The organism is Pseudarthrobacter sp. S3 (assembly GCF_050156905.1).
Classification (GTDB): domain Bacteria; phylum Actinomycetota; class Actinomycetes; order Actinomycetales; family Micrococcaceae; genus Arthrobacter.
The window spans coordinates 3,771,068-3,785,897 of record NZ_CP189583.1; the positions used below are offsets into that span (position 1 = coordinate 3,771,068).

At 60.6% G+C, this 14,830-nt stretch carries 15 protein-coding genes and 2 pseudogenes; 13 read left to right on the forward strand and 4 right to left on the reverse strand.

Annotated features, from left to right (window positions below):
- Nucleotides 1-93 precede the first annotated feature (93 nt).
- The 3 genes from ACQCSV_RS18105 to ACQCSV_RS18115 all read right to left on the reverse strand — a co-directional run bounded on the left by ACQCSV_RS18105 (nt 94) and on the right by ACQCSV_RS18115 (nt 2,089).
- Nucleotides 94-387: a type II toxin-antitoxin system RelE family toxin gene (locus ACQCSV_RS18105; RefSeq protein WP_426938904.1), complete on the reverse strand. Its 294-nt coding sequence runs from the start codon at nt 385-387 to the stop codon at nt 94-96.
- Complete coding sequence (locus ACQCSV_RS18110; RefSeq protein WP_426938905.1) at nt 384-659, reverse strand: type II toxin-antitoxin system Phd/YefM family antitoxin; 276 nt, start codon at nt 657-659, stop codon at nt 384-386. The genes ACQCSV_RS18105 and ACQCSV_RS18110 overlap by 4 nt, the downstream gene beginning before the upstream one ends.
- A gap of 767 nt (nt 660-1,426) precedes the next feature.
- Nucleotides 1,427-2,089, reverse strand: coding sequence for a GntR family transcriptional regulator (locus tag ACQCSV_RS18115; RefSeq protein WP_426938906.1), 663 nt, complete (start codon nt 2,087-2,089; stop codon nt 1,427-1,429).
- A gap of 186 nt (nt 2,090-2,275) precedes the next feature.
- On the opposite strand from ACQCSV_RS18115, the gene ACQCSV_RS18120 reads away from it, so the two are divergent.
- From ACQCSV_RS18120 to ACQCSV_RS18155, 8 genes are all read left to right on the forward strand, one after another.
- A complete protein-coding gene (locus ACQCSV_RS18120; protein ID WP_426938907.1) occupies nt 2,276-3,328 on the forward strand; it encodes a Rieske 2Fe-2S domain-containing protein in 1,053 nt (350 codons plus the stop codon).
- A gap of 8 nt (nt 3,329-3,336) precedes the next feature.
- Complete coding sequence (locus tag ACQCSV_RS18125) at nt 3,337-3,777, forward strand: hypothetical protein (RefSeq protein ID WP_354156367.1); 441 nt, start codon at nt 3,337-3,339, stop codon at nt 3,775-3,777.
- 55 nt (nt 3,778-3,832) lie between these two features.
- Nucleotides 3,833-4,759, forward strand: a complete 927-nt coding sequence (locus tag ACQCSV_RS18130) for an ABC transporter substrate-binding protein (protein WP_426938908.1) — start codon at nt 3,833-3,835, stop codon at nt 4,757-4,759.
- A 14-nt stretch (nt 4,760-4,773) separates the two neighbouring features.
- A complete protein-coding gene (locus ACQCSV_RS18135; protein WP_426938909.1) occupies nt 4,774-5,724 on the forward strand; it encodes an amino acid ABC transporter permease in 951 nt (316 codons plus the stop codon).
- A gap of 23 nt (nt 5,725-5,747) precedes the next feature.
- Nucleotides 5,748-6,518, forward strand: a complete 771-nt coding sequence (locus tag ACQCSV_RS18140) for an amino acid ABC transporter ATP-binding protein (protein ID WP_426938910.1) — start codon at nt 5,748-5,750, stop codon at nt 6,516-6,518.
- Nucleotide 6,519: 1 nt separating this feature from the next.
- Nucleotides 6,520-7,479 (forward strand): PDR/VanB family oxidoreductase, encoded by a 960-nt coding sequence (locus tag ACQCSV_RS18145; RefSeq protein WP_354156371.1) that lies wholly within the window; start codon nt 6,520-6,522, stop codon nt 7,477-7,479.
- Nucleotides 7,480-7,547: 68 nt separating this feature from the next.
- On the forward strand, nt 7,548-8,318 hold the full coding sequence (locus tag ACQCSV_RS18150; protein WP_426938911.1) for an IclR family transcriptional regulator: 771 nt from the start codon (nt 7,548-7,550) through the stop codon (nt 8,316-8,318).
- A 455-nt stretch (nt 8,319-8,773) separates the two neighbouring features.
- Nucleotides 8,774-9,340, forward strand: a complete 567-nt coding sequence (locus ACQCSV_RS18155; RefSeq protein WP_426938912.1) for a recombinase family protein — start codon at nt 8,774-8,776, stop codon at nt 9,338-9,340.
- Nucleotides 9,341-9,370: 30 nt separating this feature from the next.
- Here the strand turns inward: ACQCSV_RS18155 and ACQCSV_RS18160 are convergent.
- Nucleotides 9,371-9,517: pseudogene (locus tag ACQCSV_RS18160) on the reverse strand (IS3 family transposase); the annotation flags it as partial.
- A 398-nt stretch (nt 9,518-9,915) separates the two neighbouring features.
- Here ACQCSV_RS18160 and ACQCSV_RS18165 point away from each other — a divergent pair.
- The 5 genes and pseudogenes from ACQCSV_RS18165 (at nt 9,916) to ACQCSV_RS18185 (ending at nt 14,823) form a co-directional block, all read left to right on the forward strand.
- Nucleotides 9,916-10,947 carry an alkaline phosphatase family protein gene (locus ACQCSV_RS18165; protein ID WP_354156389.1) on the forward strand — a complete coding sequence of 344 codons (1,032 nt, stop codon included), beginning with the start codon at nt 9,916-9,918 and terminating at the stop codon, nt 10,945-10,947.
- Nucleotides 10,948-11,728: 781 nt separating this feature from the next.
- A complete protein-coding gene (locus ACQCSV_RS18170) occupies nt 11,729-12,595 on the forward strand; it encodes an alkaline phosphatase family protein (protein ID WP_426938913.1) in 867 nt (288 codons plus the stop codon).
- A gap of 112 nt (nt 12,596-12,707) precedes the next feature.
- A complete protein-coding gene (locus tag ACQCSV_RS18175) occupies nt 12,708-13,472 on the forward strand; it encodes a glycoside hydrolase family 32 protein (RefSeq protein WP_426938914.1) in 765 nt (254 codons plus the stop codon).
- A 173-nt stretch (nt 13,473-13,645) separates the two neighbouring features.
- Nucleotides 13,646-13,846 carry a GH32 C-terminal domain-containing protein gene (locus tag ACQCSV_RS18180; protein ID WP_426939582.1) on the forward strand — a complete coding sequence of 67 codons (201 nt, stop codon included), beginning with the start codon at nt 13,646-13,648 and terminating at the stop codon, nt 13,844-13,846.
- Nucleotides 13,847-13,945: 99 nt separating this feature from the next.
- Nucleotides 13,946-14,823 (forward strand): annotated as a pseudogene (locus tag ACQCSV_RS18185) (PfkB family carbohydrate kinase).
- The last annotated feature ends 7 nt before the right edge of the window (nt 14,824-14,830 follow it).

Genomic DNA, 14,830 nt, shown 5'->3' on the forward strand with positions numbered 1-14,830 from the left:
GCCCGTGAGTTAACGCATAACGCCGATAACGGTCGCTTCGTCGGCCTGAGCTGGGGGAGAAGCGTCCTATTGGCACATTTCCTTGAAGTTCGGCTAACGCGGTTTGTATACGTCGGATCGGTGTTCGATGCGGTCAAGGTACAGGATGTGCGTTTCGGTGTCGAGGGTGAACAGGACCCTGTAGTCTCCTCGGCGTGCGGTGCGCAGGCCGGGCAGTACGTTCGTGAGGGGCTTACTGAGCCGGCGAGGATTATCCGCCAGGACACCGGTGACAAATTCGACGATTGCGGCGGCAGCCTTCTCCGGCAGCCGACGAAATCCCTTCAGCGCAGGGCTGGTGACTTCGATTTTCCATGGCCCTGGCGCGTTGGATGGTTCCTCGGTCACCTCGGCGGCAGTCCAAACTCACGGCGCAGGTCATCGGCGCTGACCGTGCTGCCTTCGGCGATGTCGCGTCGCGCCTGGGCCAGGTCTTCCCGAATGCCCGGCTGCGAGAGCCAGTGGATAGTTTCCTGCAGTGACTCCAGGTCGTCGGCGGACATCAGCACCGCTGAGGGGTGCCCGTGGCGGGTGATCTGGATGATCTCATGCGTCTTGTCTGCTTCCTCTACAAGCGCGGAAAGCTTGTCCTTGGCTTCGCTGAGCGGTACCGTTCTCATGGTTCAAATATAGCCTGAAGTTCGGCTAATCACTAGCCTGACTTTTAGCCGATAATAACGATTATTTCAATTAAATTAGTTGAAGCGTAAACTTTCAAGAAATTGCGTTCTGTTCTGTCGCAGTTTTGTTGGCAAAATCTCCACATACTTGGCAATCTACGGTTCCGCTACTTTGTCTCAATTAAGGTGGCAACATGGGGCCTTGAGGTCGTTGCCGCCGAATGCCACGGATTCCGCGCTCGTGTTGGGTCGTTTTGAGACCGGGAACTTCGACGCGTCGCTGCTGGGAGCGCTAAGCCTTCGTCGAAAGAGCGCCCTTGGAGCGATGAAGCGCCAGGTCGGATACACGTGGCGGCTGTCCGAGCTGATGGCCTCCCGGGGCCTCCACAACAACACCGACCTCATCCCTCTGCTCGCCGAGCGCGGAATCATTCTGTCCAGCCCCAGGTCTACCGCATCGTCAATCAGCAGCCCGAACAGGGCCTCTGCAGGTCATCGCAGCGATCTGCGACGTCGTCTCCAGGCGATCCGAAGACTTCATCACCGTCAACGCCGCCGATGTCCGGGCCCGCAAGACCGGAACCGCCAACTCCCCCAACGCCGAGGACCTCAATCGCGAGGGCTTCGTTTCTTCTCGCTGGAGTCTGTCACTAACGAAGTCTGGGATTCCGTTACTGAGGCGCCAATGGAGGTGATGGACACCCCCACTGGCCCGTGCTGCGCTGGTTCAGTGGGCACCAATCCACTATCGAGGCGTCCTTTTGCCCTCAAAGCTCAACAGGACTTTGTTCACGATTAGGATCGGTTACGTCATGGCAATGGCGCAGGAGCTCAATTGCCCGGTTGGCGTCCTTAGCCCTGAGGGCGTCGAGAATTTGACGATGGTCGTCCACGACCTTGTTTTGGTAGTCCGCGCCCTGGCGGTAGGTCATGGTAATGCGCTTCTGTATCGGGTGATTCCAGACTGAGGTGAGCACGCTAAGCAGGAAGCTGTTTCCCGCCTGCTCCACAAGGGCGATGTGAAAGGCCTGACCAAGCCGGAAAAGCTCGAGGTTATCGGACGGGTCAATGAGCGCGGTCTCTTCGGTGAGGCTGCTCATGCGCAGCAACTGCTGCGGAGTGTAGTGGCCGCAGGCGCGCTGCACCGCCAATGCTTCGAGGGCGTAGCGGACGTCGAAGACATCTGAAATCTCGGTCTCGTCAAGCTGGTTGATGATGTACCCGCGGCCTGGAACAAGGGTCGTAAGCCCTTCCAGGGTCAAGCGGGTCAGGACGTCACGCACCGGGGTCCGCGACACCCCATACTGGGCGGCAACCTGCTCCTGCACCAAGGCCGTGCCGGACGGAATCCGGCCGGTGGCGATATCAGCCGTAATGAGCTCATAGACCTTCTCGGCCAAAGGCCTGAGATCTTTCGGTTGTACGGTCATGGCCACCCCTCCTTTCAGTTTCTGCAATTTTGGCACGAACTCCGCGCCGGCCAAGCCGTCCACTCGTGTGCGCGAGCCAACCTCGACTAACGGCGGACGCAATCTTGCAGGGCTTTAGGAAACTACTTGACCTGCATCACACCTCTGAATACAGTGTATACAGATCAATTTCTAGGAGGAACAAAGATGTTCGTATTGAATACCTGGTACGTAGCTGGGTGGTCCGCCGATGTGTCGCGCAAACCGATTCGCCGGGTGATCTGCACACAGCCCATCGTGCTTTTCCGGACCCAGGACAACGAAGCGGTGGCACTGGCCGACCGTTGCGCACACCGGGCCTTTCCACTTTCTGAAGGACGAACCGTCGGCGACTCGGTGGAATGCGGTTATCACGGCTTCGCGTACGGGCCCGACGGTGCCTGCACCCGTGTCCCTGCGCAGACCTCCATTCCGGAGCGGGCCCGCGTCCGCAAATACCCTGTCGTGGAAAAGGACGGCTGGGTCTGGGTCTGGACTGGGGAGGCCGAACTTGCAGATCCGGCGCTGGTTCCGGACACACATTGGATGGCAGACCCTGAGTGGGCCACTGTCACGCACTCCTACCACTTCAAGTGCCGGGCAGATCTGATCCACGACAACTTGCTTGACCTGACCCACGAGTCCTTTCTGCACCAGACGACCGTCGGTGATGACTACATCTACGAGCACGGGATCACTGTTGAAGTTGAGGGGGCCGTTGTAAGCGTGGACCGCCTGATGCCTTCCGTTGTTGCACCTCCGCTCTACGCGGAGACAATGGAGGCACGCGGCCTGTTCGACCGCTTCCATTGCACCGAATTCTTCGTTCCTAATCTGCACGTTTTGCATTCAGGCATTACTGGCGAGGGCAGGCCCCGGGAAGAGGGATACCTGATCAAGGTGCTCAATGGCATCACGCCTATTGACGAGCACAACACCTGGTACTACTACGCCTTCAGCCGCAACTTCGCCGTCGATAATGCACAGGCTACGGAGGATCTCCGCATCGGGCTGGCTACCGTCCTGGACGAGGACGCGGCAGCACTCGAGGCCCAGGAAATAGGCATGAGCACCAGGCCGGCCGGTGAGCATGACGTGCTCATCGCCCAGGACGGAGGCGTGGCGAAGGCCCGGAGGATCCTTGCAGCCTTGCTCCGAAAGGAGCAACAGGCACTTCCGGCCAACCCCACCCGCGTGCCTGCCGCTGTGGGAAGGGACTAGGCATGTGGATGCTGATCAGGGCCAATGATTTCGGCGCCGCGAGAGCGCCCTCCGGGGCCCGCATCCTGGCGGCCAACCCTGACTCGGCCGAGCGCGGAGACCCTTGGCGCTGGGCCGTGGAACTCGATGAGTCAACTCCACAAGCGGATCCAGCTGTGACCGTGAACGATGACCATGTCTCATACCGAAGCACCCGCTATGACGGCAATTTCACCGGCGTCCTCCGCCGGGATGCCGGTGAACAGATCGTTCTGGCCGCACTTTCGGGGGAAGCCCTCGTCGCCGCGGAGGACGGACCCTGGAAACGGTGGCTCCGGACGGGCGACACCTTCATCGTCGAAGGTGAAGACCCGGAAGCAATACGTCTTTCCCTGACCGCCGGCGAATCAGCCGTGCAGGTCATCACTCTCTCCCCCACTCGCGCCAAAGTTCTCCGTTGGGTTCCCTGACCCACCGTAAGACTCGTTTTGATCTCAGTACGTTTCAGCGTCGAAAGGTATTACCTTGAGCAATTCCCTTAGTCCGTTTCTCCTGACCGGAGTTCTCCTCGTGGCCCTGTCCGCCACCTCCTGCGCGGCGGTATCGGACGCCTCCCCGCAAAGCACCGGGAAAGCCTCAGCCGTCGCCACTTCACCGGCACTCCCCGTCGATGAGAAAGCACGTGAACTTCTTCCCGAGAATATCCGCGCCGCCGGGGTGCTGCGCGTTGCATCAGACCCCACCTATGCCCCTTTTGAGTACTTCGACACGGACAACAAAACCATGATCGGCTGGGACGTCGATTTCACCGATGCTGTAGGGGCGACCCTGGGACTGAAAATCGAACACGTGCCCGCAACTTTCGACACCATTCTTCCCGGACTGGCCTCCGGCAAGTACGACATGGCGGCGTCCTTCTTCTCCGTAACCCCCGAACGGGAAAAGATCGTTGACTTTGTCCAGTACATCAACAGTGGATCCGGCGTCGCTGTCCTTAACGGGAACCCTCACAAGATCACCATGGACCCCGTGACGATGTGCGGCAGAACCATCGCCGGCCAGAAGGGCTCCATCCAGTCCATGGAAATCCTGCCGGCATTCTCCACCAAATGCACCGATGCGGGCCACGAACCTGTCAACATCCAGAACTTCCCCTCCCAGTCCGACGCCAACCTGGCCCTCGTCTCAGGGAGAGTCGACGGCGTCGCGGCTGACAGCGTCACCCTCGCCTACCAAGCCAAAGAAGCCAACGGGAAGTTCGAACTCGCCAAGGGTGAGGATTACCAGCCCGAGCCCATCGGGCTGGCCCTGAACAAGAACTCCGGGCTCAAGGCAGCGGTCACGGAGGCTGTACGGGACGTGCTCAATAGCGATCACTACCAGGCCATCAGCGAAAAATGGGGCGTCCCGGACAGCGTCCTAGTGCGCGCTGACGTCTTGGCTGCGAAGTAAACAGGAATCCCGACATGACAACCACCACGCCCCGCTTGGCAGCAGGTAGAACCGGCGACCAATTTACGGTCGTCAAGGCAAAACACCCCGGTCGCTGGGTCTCGGCGCTCATCATCGCAATCATCGCCGGGCTGCTCCTGGAATCGGTGCTGACGAACCCCAATTTCGGATGGGACGTCGTCGCAGCGTATCTCTCTGAAGCGTCCATCCTTCGCGGCATTCTGGTCACCCTTGAACTGACCGTCATCAGTATGGTCATCGGGACGATCCTGGGCGTCGTTTTCGCTGTCATGCGACTCTCACCCAACCCGGTGGTCCAGGCTGCAGCGTTCGCCTACGTCAGCTTCTTCCGCGGTACACCTGTCCTCGTGCAGCTGCTTTTCTGGTTCAACCTCGCCGCGCTGTACCCGGTCATTTCCCTGGGCATCCCGGGGCTGCACCTGGACGCTAACCAGCTCATCACCCCCCTCACCGCGGCTATCCTGGGTCTTGGCCTCAACCAGGGCGCTTACATGTCCGAAATCGTCCGGGCGGGCATACTCTCGGTCGACAACGGCCAGATAGAAGCCGCCGAAGCCTTGGGCATCACCCGTATGCAGACCATCCGCAGGATCGTCTTGCCGCAAGCCATGCGGGTCATCATCCCCCCTACCGGCAATGAGACCATCGGGATGCTCAAGTCCACCTCACTGGTCAGCGTCATTTCAGTGCCGGAACTTCTCTACTCGTCTCAAGTCATCTACGCCCGAACCTTTGAAACCATACCGATGCTGATCGTCGCGAGCCTCTGGTACCTCCTCATCACCTCGGTCCTGACCATTGGCCAGTACTACCTCGAACGCAGGTTCGCCCGCGGCAACCAACGCAATCTTCCTCCCACACCGCTTCAACAGCTCCGCAGATTCTTCCGCACCCACGACGCCCTGTCCTTGAAGGGCCCAACCTTGAAAGGCGGCCCGCGATGACGGTCCAGGCAACGCCCACGCCGATGGTCAAGGCAAATTCAATCTCCAAAAGCTACGGCAGCAATGACGTGCTCAAAGGGATCGACATGGAAGTCGCGCAAGGCGAGGTCGTCTGCCTCATCGGTCCCTCAGGCTCCGGGAAGAGCACCTTCCTGCGCTGCATCAACCACCTCGAAACCGTTGACGGCGGCCGCATGTGGGTCGATGGAACCATCGTCGGCTACGACCTCAAAGGCACGAAACTCCACGAACAGAACCACCGCGATATATGCCGCCAACGCATGGACATCGGCATGGTCTTCCAGCAGTTCAACCTCTTCCCTCACATGACCGTGCTCGAAAACCTGATCGAGGCACCCCGCGTCGTCAGAAGAGAGAAGAAGAGCACAGCCACCGCGCGTGCTCTCGCGCTGCTCGAAAAGGTAGGCCTCAGCGACAAAGCAAACGCGTATCCGCGACAGCTTTCCGGCGGACAGCAGCAGCGCGTCGCTATCGCCCGCGCACTCTGCATGGAGCCAAAGCTCATGCTGTTTGATGAACCAACCTCTGCCCTTGATCCGGAACTGGTCGGCGAAGTCCTGAAAGTCATGAAAGACCTCGCGCTGTCAGGCATGACCATGATCGTCGTGACCCATGAAATGAACTTCGCCCGTGACGTCGCAGACCGTGTCGTATTTATGGCCGACGGCCGGGTCGTGGAACAGGGCCCGGCCCGCGAGGTGATCACCACCCCCACCAATGAACGGACCAAAGCATTTCTTGCATCCGTCACTGCGGAAAAGGTTGAGAACTGAGATGGAGAACGACCGCTTCTTCGATGTGCTGGTCCATTCGGTGGATCAGCTGTCCGACAAGGTAGTTTCACTAACCCTGACGCACCCGTTGAAGGGAGAACTGCCCGCATGGGAACCGGGCGCCCATATCGATGTCCTCCTTCCCAATGGAATACTTCGCCAGTACTCCCTCTGCTCCACACCAGAAGAAACACACGAATGGCGTATTGCTGTGCTCCGGGAAACGCACGGGCGCGGCGGTTCGGCATTCGTGCACGACGAACTGAAACCAGGCACAAAGCTCCAGGTCCGGGAAACAAGAAACAACTTCCCGCTGCGCCCCGCCGAACGGTACCTGTTCGTCGCGGGGGGCATCGGCATCACACCGATCCTTCCAATGGTCTGGTCCGCCCTGAAAAAAGACGTTCCCTGGGAACTGCTCTACCTAGGTCGCAACCGCAGCTCCATGGCGTTTCTCCAAGAGGTCGCGGCGCTCGGAGACCGTGCCACGATCCATACCAGCGAGGAACTCGGGGCGTTTCCCCTCAATTACCTGGTCAATCACCTTGAGGACGGAACCGGGGTCTACGCATGTGGCCCACAGAAACTTCTCGACGCGCTCGAAACCGCCTCACAGACATGGGCAGACCCCTCCACTTTCCACTGCGAACGGTTCTCCCTCGATCCCACTGCCCCACGCACACGGCCAGATACTGACTCCTCCTTCATCGTTGAGTTGGCCGACGGAACGGAGGTACCAGTTCCAAACGAGTCATCCGTCCTGGAGGCCCTTGAAGCGGCCGGCATCAACCCGCCGAACTCCTGCCGCGAGGGCATCTGCGGCACATGCGAAACCCCTGTGATCCAGGGAAGCATCGACCATCGAGACACGTTGCTGTCGCCACAGGAGCATGAAAAAAGCGCCACCATGATGATTTGCGTCTCCCGCTGCAACAGCCCTCGCCTCATTTTGGACCTATAAGCGACGCACCGGAACCTACCCAATACGGGAAACACTGTCGTCGCAGCCAACAACACAAGAGAAGACCCATGACACTAAACGCAGCCGACAGGATCAAGGGCCGCGAAGGCAAAACAGTATCCAAAGTCCCCGGTTCAGAGAACACACTCCGCATACTCAGGCATCTCGCCTCTAAGAGGTCACCAATGCTCGCCTCTAGGATCGGCAAAGAGTTGGACATACCCCGCTCCAGCATCTACGACCTACTCCGCGTCATGGAGGAAAACGGATTCGTCCAACACCTCCGCGAAGAAGGTCGCTTCGGACTGGGGCCTGCCGCACTCGAAATCGGCTCCGCCTATTCCCACCACCAAGCACTGACCAGCGCCGGCAGGCCTTTGCTCGCATCCTTGGGCAAAGCGACGGGCGAAAGCGCACATCTGGCCGTACTCGTCACCGATGTCGGAGTGCAGCTGCCCAGCCATCTGACAGCCAGCGGCCGTGCCATTCTTGCTGCCGCACCAAGAGCGCATGTCCGGGCACTTTATCCCAATGCCGCGGCCTTCAGCTGCCGCCACGTGGCAGAAGAGTCATCGATCACGAAATACGTGACACTGTCCTCCCACCTCGATCATGTGCGCCAGCGAGGCTATGCCACAGAATCCGGCCAGGTCACACCTGGATTCGGGTCCATAGCGGCTGCCGTGAAGGACGACCACGGCTGGCCTACAGCCGCGGTCTCAGTGACGTTCATCGAAAAGGATTTTGCGCAAGATTTACGGCCACAATTGGCGCAGATGGTCAAGGATGCCGCGAATAGACTCTCCCGCCACATCCATGGAAACAGAACTGCAGACTAAGAAGCCATCCACCCACGATCCCGCCGGCTTCACCACCCGCCGTCAGGGCTGCTAACTCGGGAAACGACCGAAGGATCCCGAGATGCCTCTCAAAAGTCCGCCTGAACTGCCAACCCCTCTCGTACGGCCGGGCGAACAATCCGACCGTCTACAACGAAGGTACAAAAAATGATTCAAGCGACGCCCATGCATCCATCTGAGGCAACGCTCCTTGCAGAGCGGCCCACGCAACGAATAATGAACAGAGCTGAGGCGCTGGAAGCACTTTCGATGCCGGCACCAACGGGCCTTCCCGCATAAGTGGTCCCGGACCTTCGCGAGTAGGACCAACAGCACGTCCTGCGGGTCACGTCCAGTTAGGGCACACCCCAATCTGACGACGGGCGGCCGGGTTATTGACTTCCTTGTAAGGACGGGTCTAGAACTCAACTTCACAGCGAAGGGTTGGAACGACAGTGGCCGGACAGCGGATCGGGTATGTGCGCGTGAGCACGCTGGACCAGAACGAGAAGCGCCAGCTCGATGGCCAGGTCCTTGACCGGGTCTTCACGGACAAGGCCTCGGGTAGGGACACCACCAGACCGGAACTTACGGAATTACTGCGGTTCGCCCGCGACGGGAACACCGTCGTGCTGCGCAGCATGGACCGCCTCGCCCGCAACCTCGATGACCTGCGTGCGCTCGTCCAAGGCCTCACACGCAAAGGGGTGCGGGTGGAATTCGTCAAAGAGAGCCTGGTCTTCACCGGGGAGGACTCCCCCATGGCCAACCTCATGCGGTCCGTCATGGGTGCCTTCGCTGAATTTGAACGCTCCCTCATCAGGGAGCGGCAGCGGGAAGGTACCGCATTGGCCAAGCAGCGCGGCGCCTATAAAGGGCGGAAAAAGACCCTCACGCCGGAACGAGCGGACGAACTGGTTCAGCGCGCCGGCAGCGGCGTTCCGAAAGCAGTTCTTGCCCGTGATTATTGGATCAGCCGCGAGACGGTTTATCATTACCTGCGCCACGCCAAGCTGGAGTGAACCGCTTGTCCTGTCTCAATTTAGTTGGCCACGTTGACGTGGGGAAATGCCATGTTTCTTTTGCAGCAGCGAGAAGAACGATTCCATCGCGGCGTTGTCTACGCACCGACCCTGCCCATCGATTCTGTTGGGGCCGTGGTGGCGGAGTGATTCGACGAAGCGACGAGAGCGGAACTGGCCGTATTCAACCGGTCGAAGCAACAGTTGCTTTTGGGACTGAGTTTAGCTGGCCCCAACTCGTGCGCAACGTACCCTGCTTCGCTCCCGATATGACCCGGCACGAAAGGGCTGCTTCGGATCCCTTGCACCCCTTCAAAGCTGCTTCCGATCGCAGGGCAGGTACCCGGTCGTGACGGGGTACCGGTGAAGTCCCCGACGAAGAACCGGATTCACGGTGAACTCCCAGCACTTACCCTGCCAGTGGCCTGCTTCCTTATGAGACTGTTTACTATCGGCTAGTCCTGCATCCCGTCCACTAGGAGGGCCCCATCAACGTCCACGCCCCGTCGGGCAGCGCCGCGGGGAAAAAAATGCGGTCCCGGTGTCACGCGCGTGGGACCTTCCTCTCTCTGGCCATGCTTGTGGCAGCCTTGGTTGCTTGCCAGCCCTCACAACCCATCACAATCACCCCGGCCCGGCTTGCAGGCACGCCCGGGCATGTTTTTGTCATCAACCTCGAGAACAAGGGCTACGACCAGGTGTGGGGCACGGGATCGCCAGCCCCCTACCTGGCCAGGACGCTGCGGCAGCAGGGTGTGCTGCTGAGCAGCTATTACGGGATCGCGCACCACTCGCTGCCGAACTATTTGGCGCAGGTTTCAGGGCAGCCGCCCAACAGAAGTACCATGCAGGATTGTCAGACCTATTCTGCCTTTAGCCCTTCGGGCACCGACTCCCGGGGACGACTGCTGGGCAGCGGGTGCGTCTTTCCGGAAAATGTCCCCACCTTGGCCGGACAGCTCACGTCCGCCGGACGATCGTGGCGGGGTTACATGGAAGACATGTCCTCGCCCTGCCAGCACCCGATGCTTGGTGCTGCCGACACGCACCAGAACGCCACTGCAGGCGACCAGTACGCGACCCGCCACAACCCCTTCGTCTATTTCCGTTCCATCACCGCATCTCCGGACTGCACCACCCACGTGGTGAATTTGTCCGCCCTGCAGCAGGACCTGAAGACAGTAGACACCACCCCGAACCTTTCTTACATCACCCCGAACCTGTGCCACGACGGACACGACAACCCCTGCGCGGACGGGACCTCCGGCGGCCTGGGCGTCGCCGATTACTGGCTCCGTGACCAGGTCCCCACGGTTTTGGCCTCTCCCGCATTCCAAAAAGACGGGATGCTCGTGATCACCTTTGACGAGACCGACGGCGGCACCACCGGCCCTCCGGTCGGGGTCACCGGGGGGACGGGCGGGGGGAAGGTCGGTGCACTGGTCATCTCCCCGTTCGCTCCGGCGGGTGCGACCTCGGACCGGCCCTACAACCACTACAGCCTGCTCGCGAGCATCGAAGATTTCTTCTCACTCCCCCGCCTCGCCGGTGCTGCCGAGCCAGGCGTTAACACTTTCAGTGCGGATGTTTACCAGAGCGGAAAATAGCCCATGGCCATAGAGCCACACCCCGGGACGCCAGCTCAGCAGGGCGCGGCCAGGGCGCCCGCACGACAACGGTCGGTGATGCGGGGGCGCCGGGTCCTGGCATCCGCCCTGGCCGTGGTCATCCCGTTGCTGCGTACAGTCATGAGCGGTCAGATCCGGCCCGTGATCGCTTCCCAGGACCAGAGGTACGGTATTTCGAAGATCAAGATCCCGATGCAGAACGGGGTTCCCACGGTCTGCCTCCCCGACCCCGCCCACGGAGGTTGCGCCCAGCCCTTCCACAACGCGGCAGACAGTAACGTCGGTGCCCCCACAGTTATGCGGATAAAATCGCAGACATCAACAACGGCCAGTAGGGCATTTACACCTGCCCTGCTGGTGCTTGCGGGTCCAGAAGCCTACGACGAAATCGCAGCCGTTAAGGTTCCAGCGTGGCGCCCGGTATGCCATAGTGTCAGAACGGCCAGCACACGGGCGGGCTTCAGGTCCACATTTTCCAGCCGCCGAAATCCTGGTCGGAGAGTAGTCCTCTGGGGTGAATGGAGCACAGCAGGTGATGTTTTCCTTTCAAGCTAGGCCCAGGGCCAGCACAGGAGTCTCTCGTCGGCTCGCCCATGGCGTTGGGCTGCTGCTCCTGGCTCTGGTCACGGTTTCAGCCTGCCAGCCCCAAGCGGGACCGGTGCAGCCCACAGCTCCGGCCCCAACTGCCCAGACGCAGAGCAGCCCAGCGACGGCGACCCCTACACACAGACCCACGCTGACACCGCAGCCCGCCAATGGTATGTGCGGAGCAACCGGACCGGCACCGGCACAGTACCAGCACGTCATCTGGATCACCTTTGAGAATCTGACACTGCAGCACGCCCAGCAGAGGATGCCGTACTTCAATGGCACCGTAGTGAAGAACTGTGGACTCGCCACCAACTTCACGACCGAGCTGCACCCGTCCCTGCCAAATTACATCGCCATGACCTCCGGCTCGACCCAAGGCATCACCGGGGACTCATCGGGCATGTTGAGTGCGGACAACATCTACAACCAGGTCAAGCAGTCCGGGCGGCAGTGGCGGAACTACGCCTTCGGGATGCCCTTCAACTGTGCCCACAACGACAGCGCCAACAAAATCTACACGGCGCACCATCAGGCACCAAACTACTACTCGAATATCGCCGAGGACTGCGCCAACTGGGATGTTCCGGTCGGAAGCCAGAACTTGGTCACCGACACCAAGGACGTGATCAATTCACCCCTGGCCACAGCCTTGGATACCGACACCCTGCCAGCCTTTGCCACTCTCGGTCCAACCGATGACGGCGGATGTTCCTCCTGCGGCGGCGAAGTTGACCCCGGGCCCGGCGACCTGTTCCTGCAGCGCTGGATACCCAAGATCACCAGCAGCGCGGCCTACAAGGCAGGTACCGTACTGGTGTACGTGACCTGGGATGAGCCGGAGGACTTCACTACTATCCCTTCCCCCCAGGTCGTCGCTACAGCCGTGATCGCCCCGACCATCCCGGCTGGGACAACGTCAGGTACAGCGTTCAACCACTACTCGATGCTCCGTGACACGGAGGACGTCCTGGGCATCACCAACCACCTGGGGAACGCGGCCACCGCACCGTCCATGCGGAGCGCCCTCGGCTACTAAGTAAAAATCCCCGGCGTGCCCGGTCCTTCGGGGCCTGACATTGCTATGTCAGGATGGCGCTAGATGCCTTGTCATCGACGAACGGAACACCGCCGGATACGGCGAGAATGCTGTGATAGCCCTCGTAACGCAGGCACCCCAAGGCCGCCAAGCCCAATACCTCTGGTATTCGACTGACCGTGGGCGCTCATTCCAACCCGATGGCACAGCCCCGGTACTGCCGAACCCAGGTGTGCAGGACTTCCGCGACCCAAAGGTAATCTGGGACGCCGACCGGGGGCAGTGGTTCATGGTCAACGCCGAAGGGCAGAAGCTTGGCTTCTACACATCTCCCAACCTGCGTTCATGGCAGCGCGTCGGCGAATTCGTCCGCACGGATCTAGGGCTGCTTGAGTGCCCCGACCTATTCCGCATGACCGTAGACGACGGTACTTCCCACTGGATCCTTGGCACCAGCGCCAACGGCAAAAGCCGGGGCCTGCCGGCAACCTACGCGTATTGGACAGGGGCCTTCAGCGGCACCACCTTTACTCCCGACCATGCCGAACCGGAATGGCTCGACTACGGCTATGACTTCTACGGAGCAGTGACCTATCCCCATCACGACGCCTCCGGTGCAGAGGATGCCACCCTACGCAGGGCGCTCGGATGGGCGAACTTCTGGGACTACCCCCACAACACACCGACCCTCGCGACCGACGCGTACAACGGCGATGACATGATCGTGCGCGACATCCGCCTCAAGAAGGGAAGCGGAAGCTACCACCTCGTCTCAGCCCCCACAGCCGGCCTGGACAACCACGTCAAGCGCAGCCACCGCCTTGGTGACGTCGCTGTAACGGGCACCCATGACCTCGATATCTGGCCTATGACCTGAACTGTGAGCTGGCATGGGACCCGGCCACACCGCCCGCCAACATCGGTCTCGAGATATGCCGTGCAGCCGGCGGGGGCCGGCACGTCGCCGCCGGTGCGTTCCTCCGCGGCCCTTTCGCGTACCTCAACCGGAGACCCACCATCAACCCAACCGGCGGCGAAAGCCAGACGCCGATCGATCCCGCGGCAGGGCGCCTCACACTCCGTGTCCTGGTGGACCGCACAAGCGTCGAAATGTTCGTAGGAGACGGACGAGTCGTGCACTCACACCGGGTGTTCCCCCTTGAAGGGGACAACGGCATCCGTCTCTACGCACATGAAGGAACTGCCACTTTCCGCAACCTCACGATCAACGAAATCAAAGCGGCGCCTTAGCCCGACCCGAAACGTTCCCGGCAGGTCATTTTGCCGCGGCCACCGGCCAGCAGAATGACCTGCCCGCTCCCCCTACCATCACCTGCCCGAGAGACAAACATGGAAAACCTCAAAGCAGCACGGCATGACGCCCAACAGCCCCTAGATGTCGTCGTTGTCGGAGAATCGCTGATCGATGTGGTCACCACCCCGAACAGCCAGGTGGAGCATCCCGGCGGATCGCCCGCCAACGTCGCCTACGGCCTCGGGCTCCTGGGCGTCACCACGGGCCTACTCACGGCCATCGCACCCGATGCACGGGGAACATCGATAGAAGACCACCTCCGCCGGGCAGGAGTAACTCTCCTGCCTGGATCAAAATCCCTCGCCCGCACGGCAACAGCCACAGCAACCCTTGGACCCGACGGGTCCGCCGCATACGACTTCGACATCTACTGGGACCTGCCACCGGCAACGCCGACCTCTTTCCCAAAATTCTCCACACAGGTTCCATAGCCACCTTCCTGAACCCCGGTGCCAGTGCTGTCAAAGCCCTGCTCGAACAAGCCCATGAGCATTGCCTCATCACCTACGACCCGAACATCAGGCCATCCCTGCTTGGCAGCCAGGCCGAAGCGAAATCAACCTTCGAAAAACTCGTCTCCCTGACCGACGTCGTCAAACTCAGCGACGAGGACGCCCACTGGCTCTACCCCGGGAACACACTGGAGGAAACCGCGGACCATATCCTCCGACTGGGCACCGGGCTGACTGTGATAACCAAGGGGGCCGAAGGCTCCCAATTCACGTCCTCCGCCGCAAGCATCACCATCCCTGCAGTCAAAGCCACGGTCGCGGACACCATAGGCGCCGGAGACTCCTACATGGCCGCACCCCTACGTGTCAGGCTGGAACGGTACCAGGGGCTCGTAGCAAGTCCGTTTAATCGCGTGGGGCGAGAGCCAGGAATCCAGTCATCATGTCCAGTCCAGTTTTGAGTGCAGT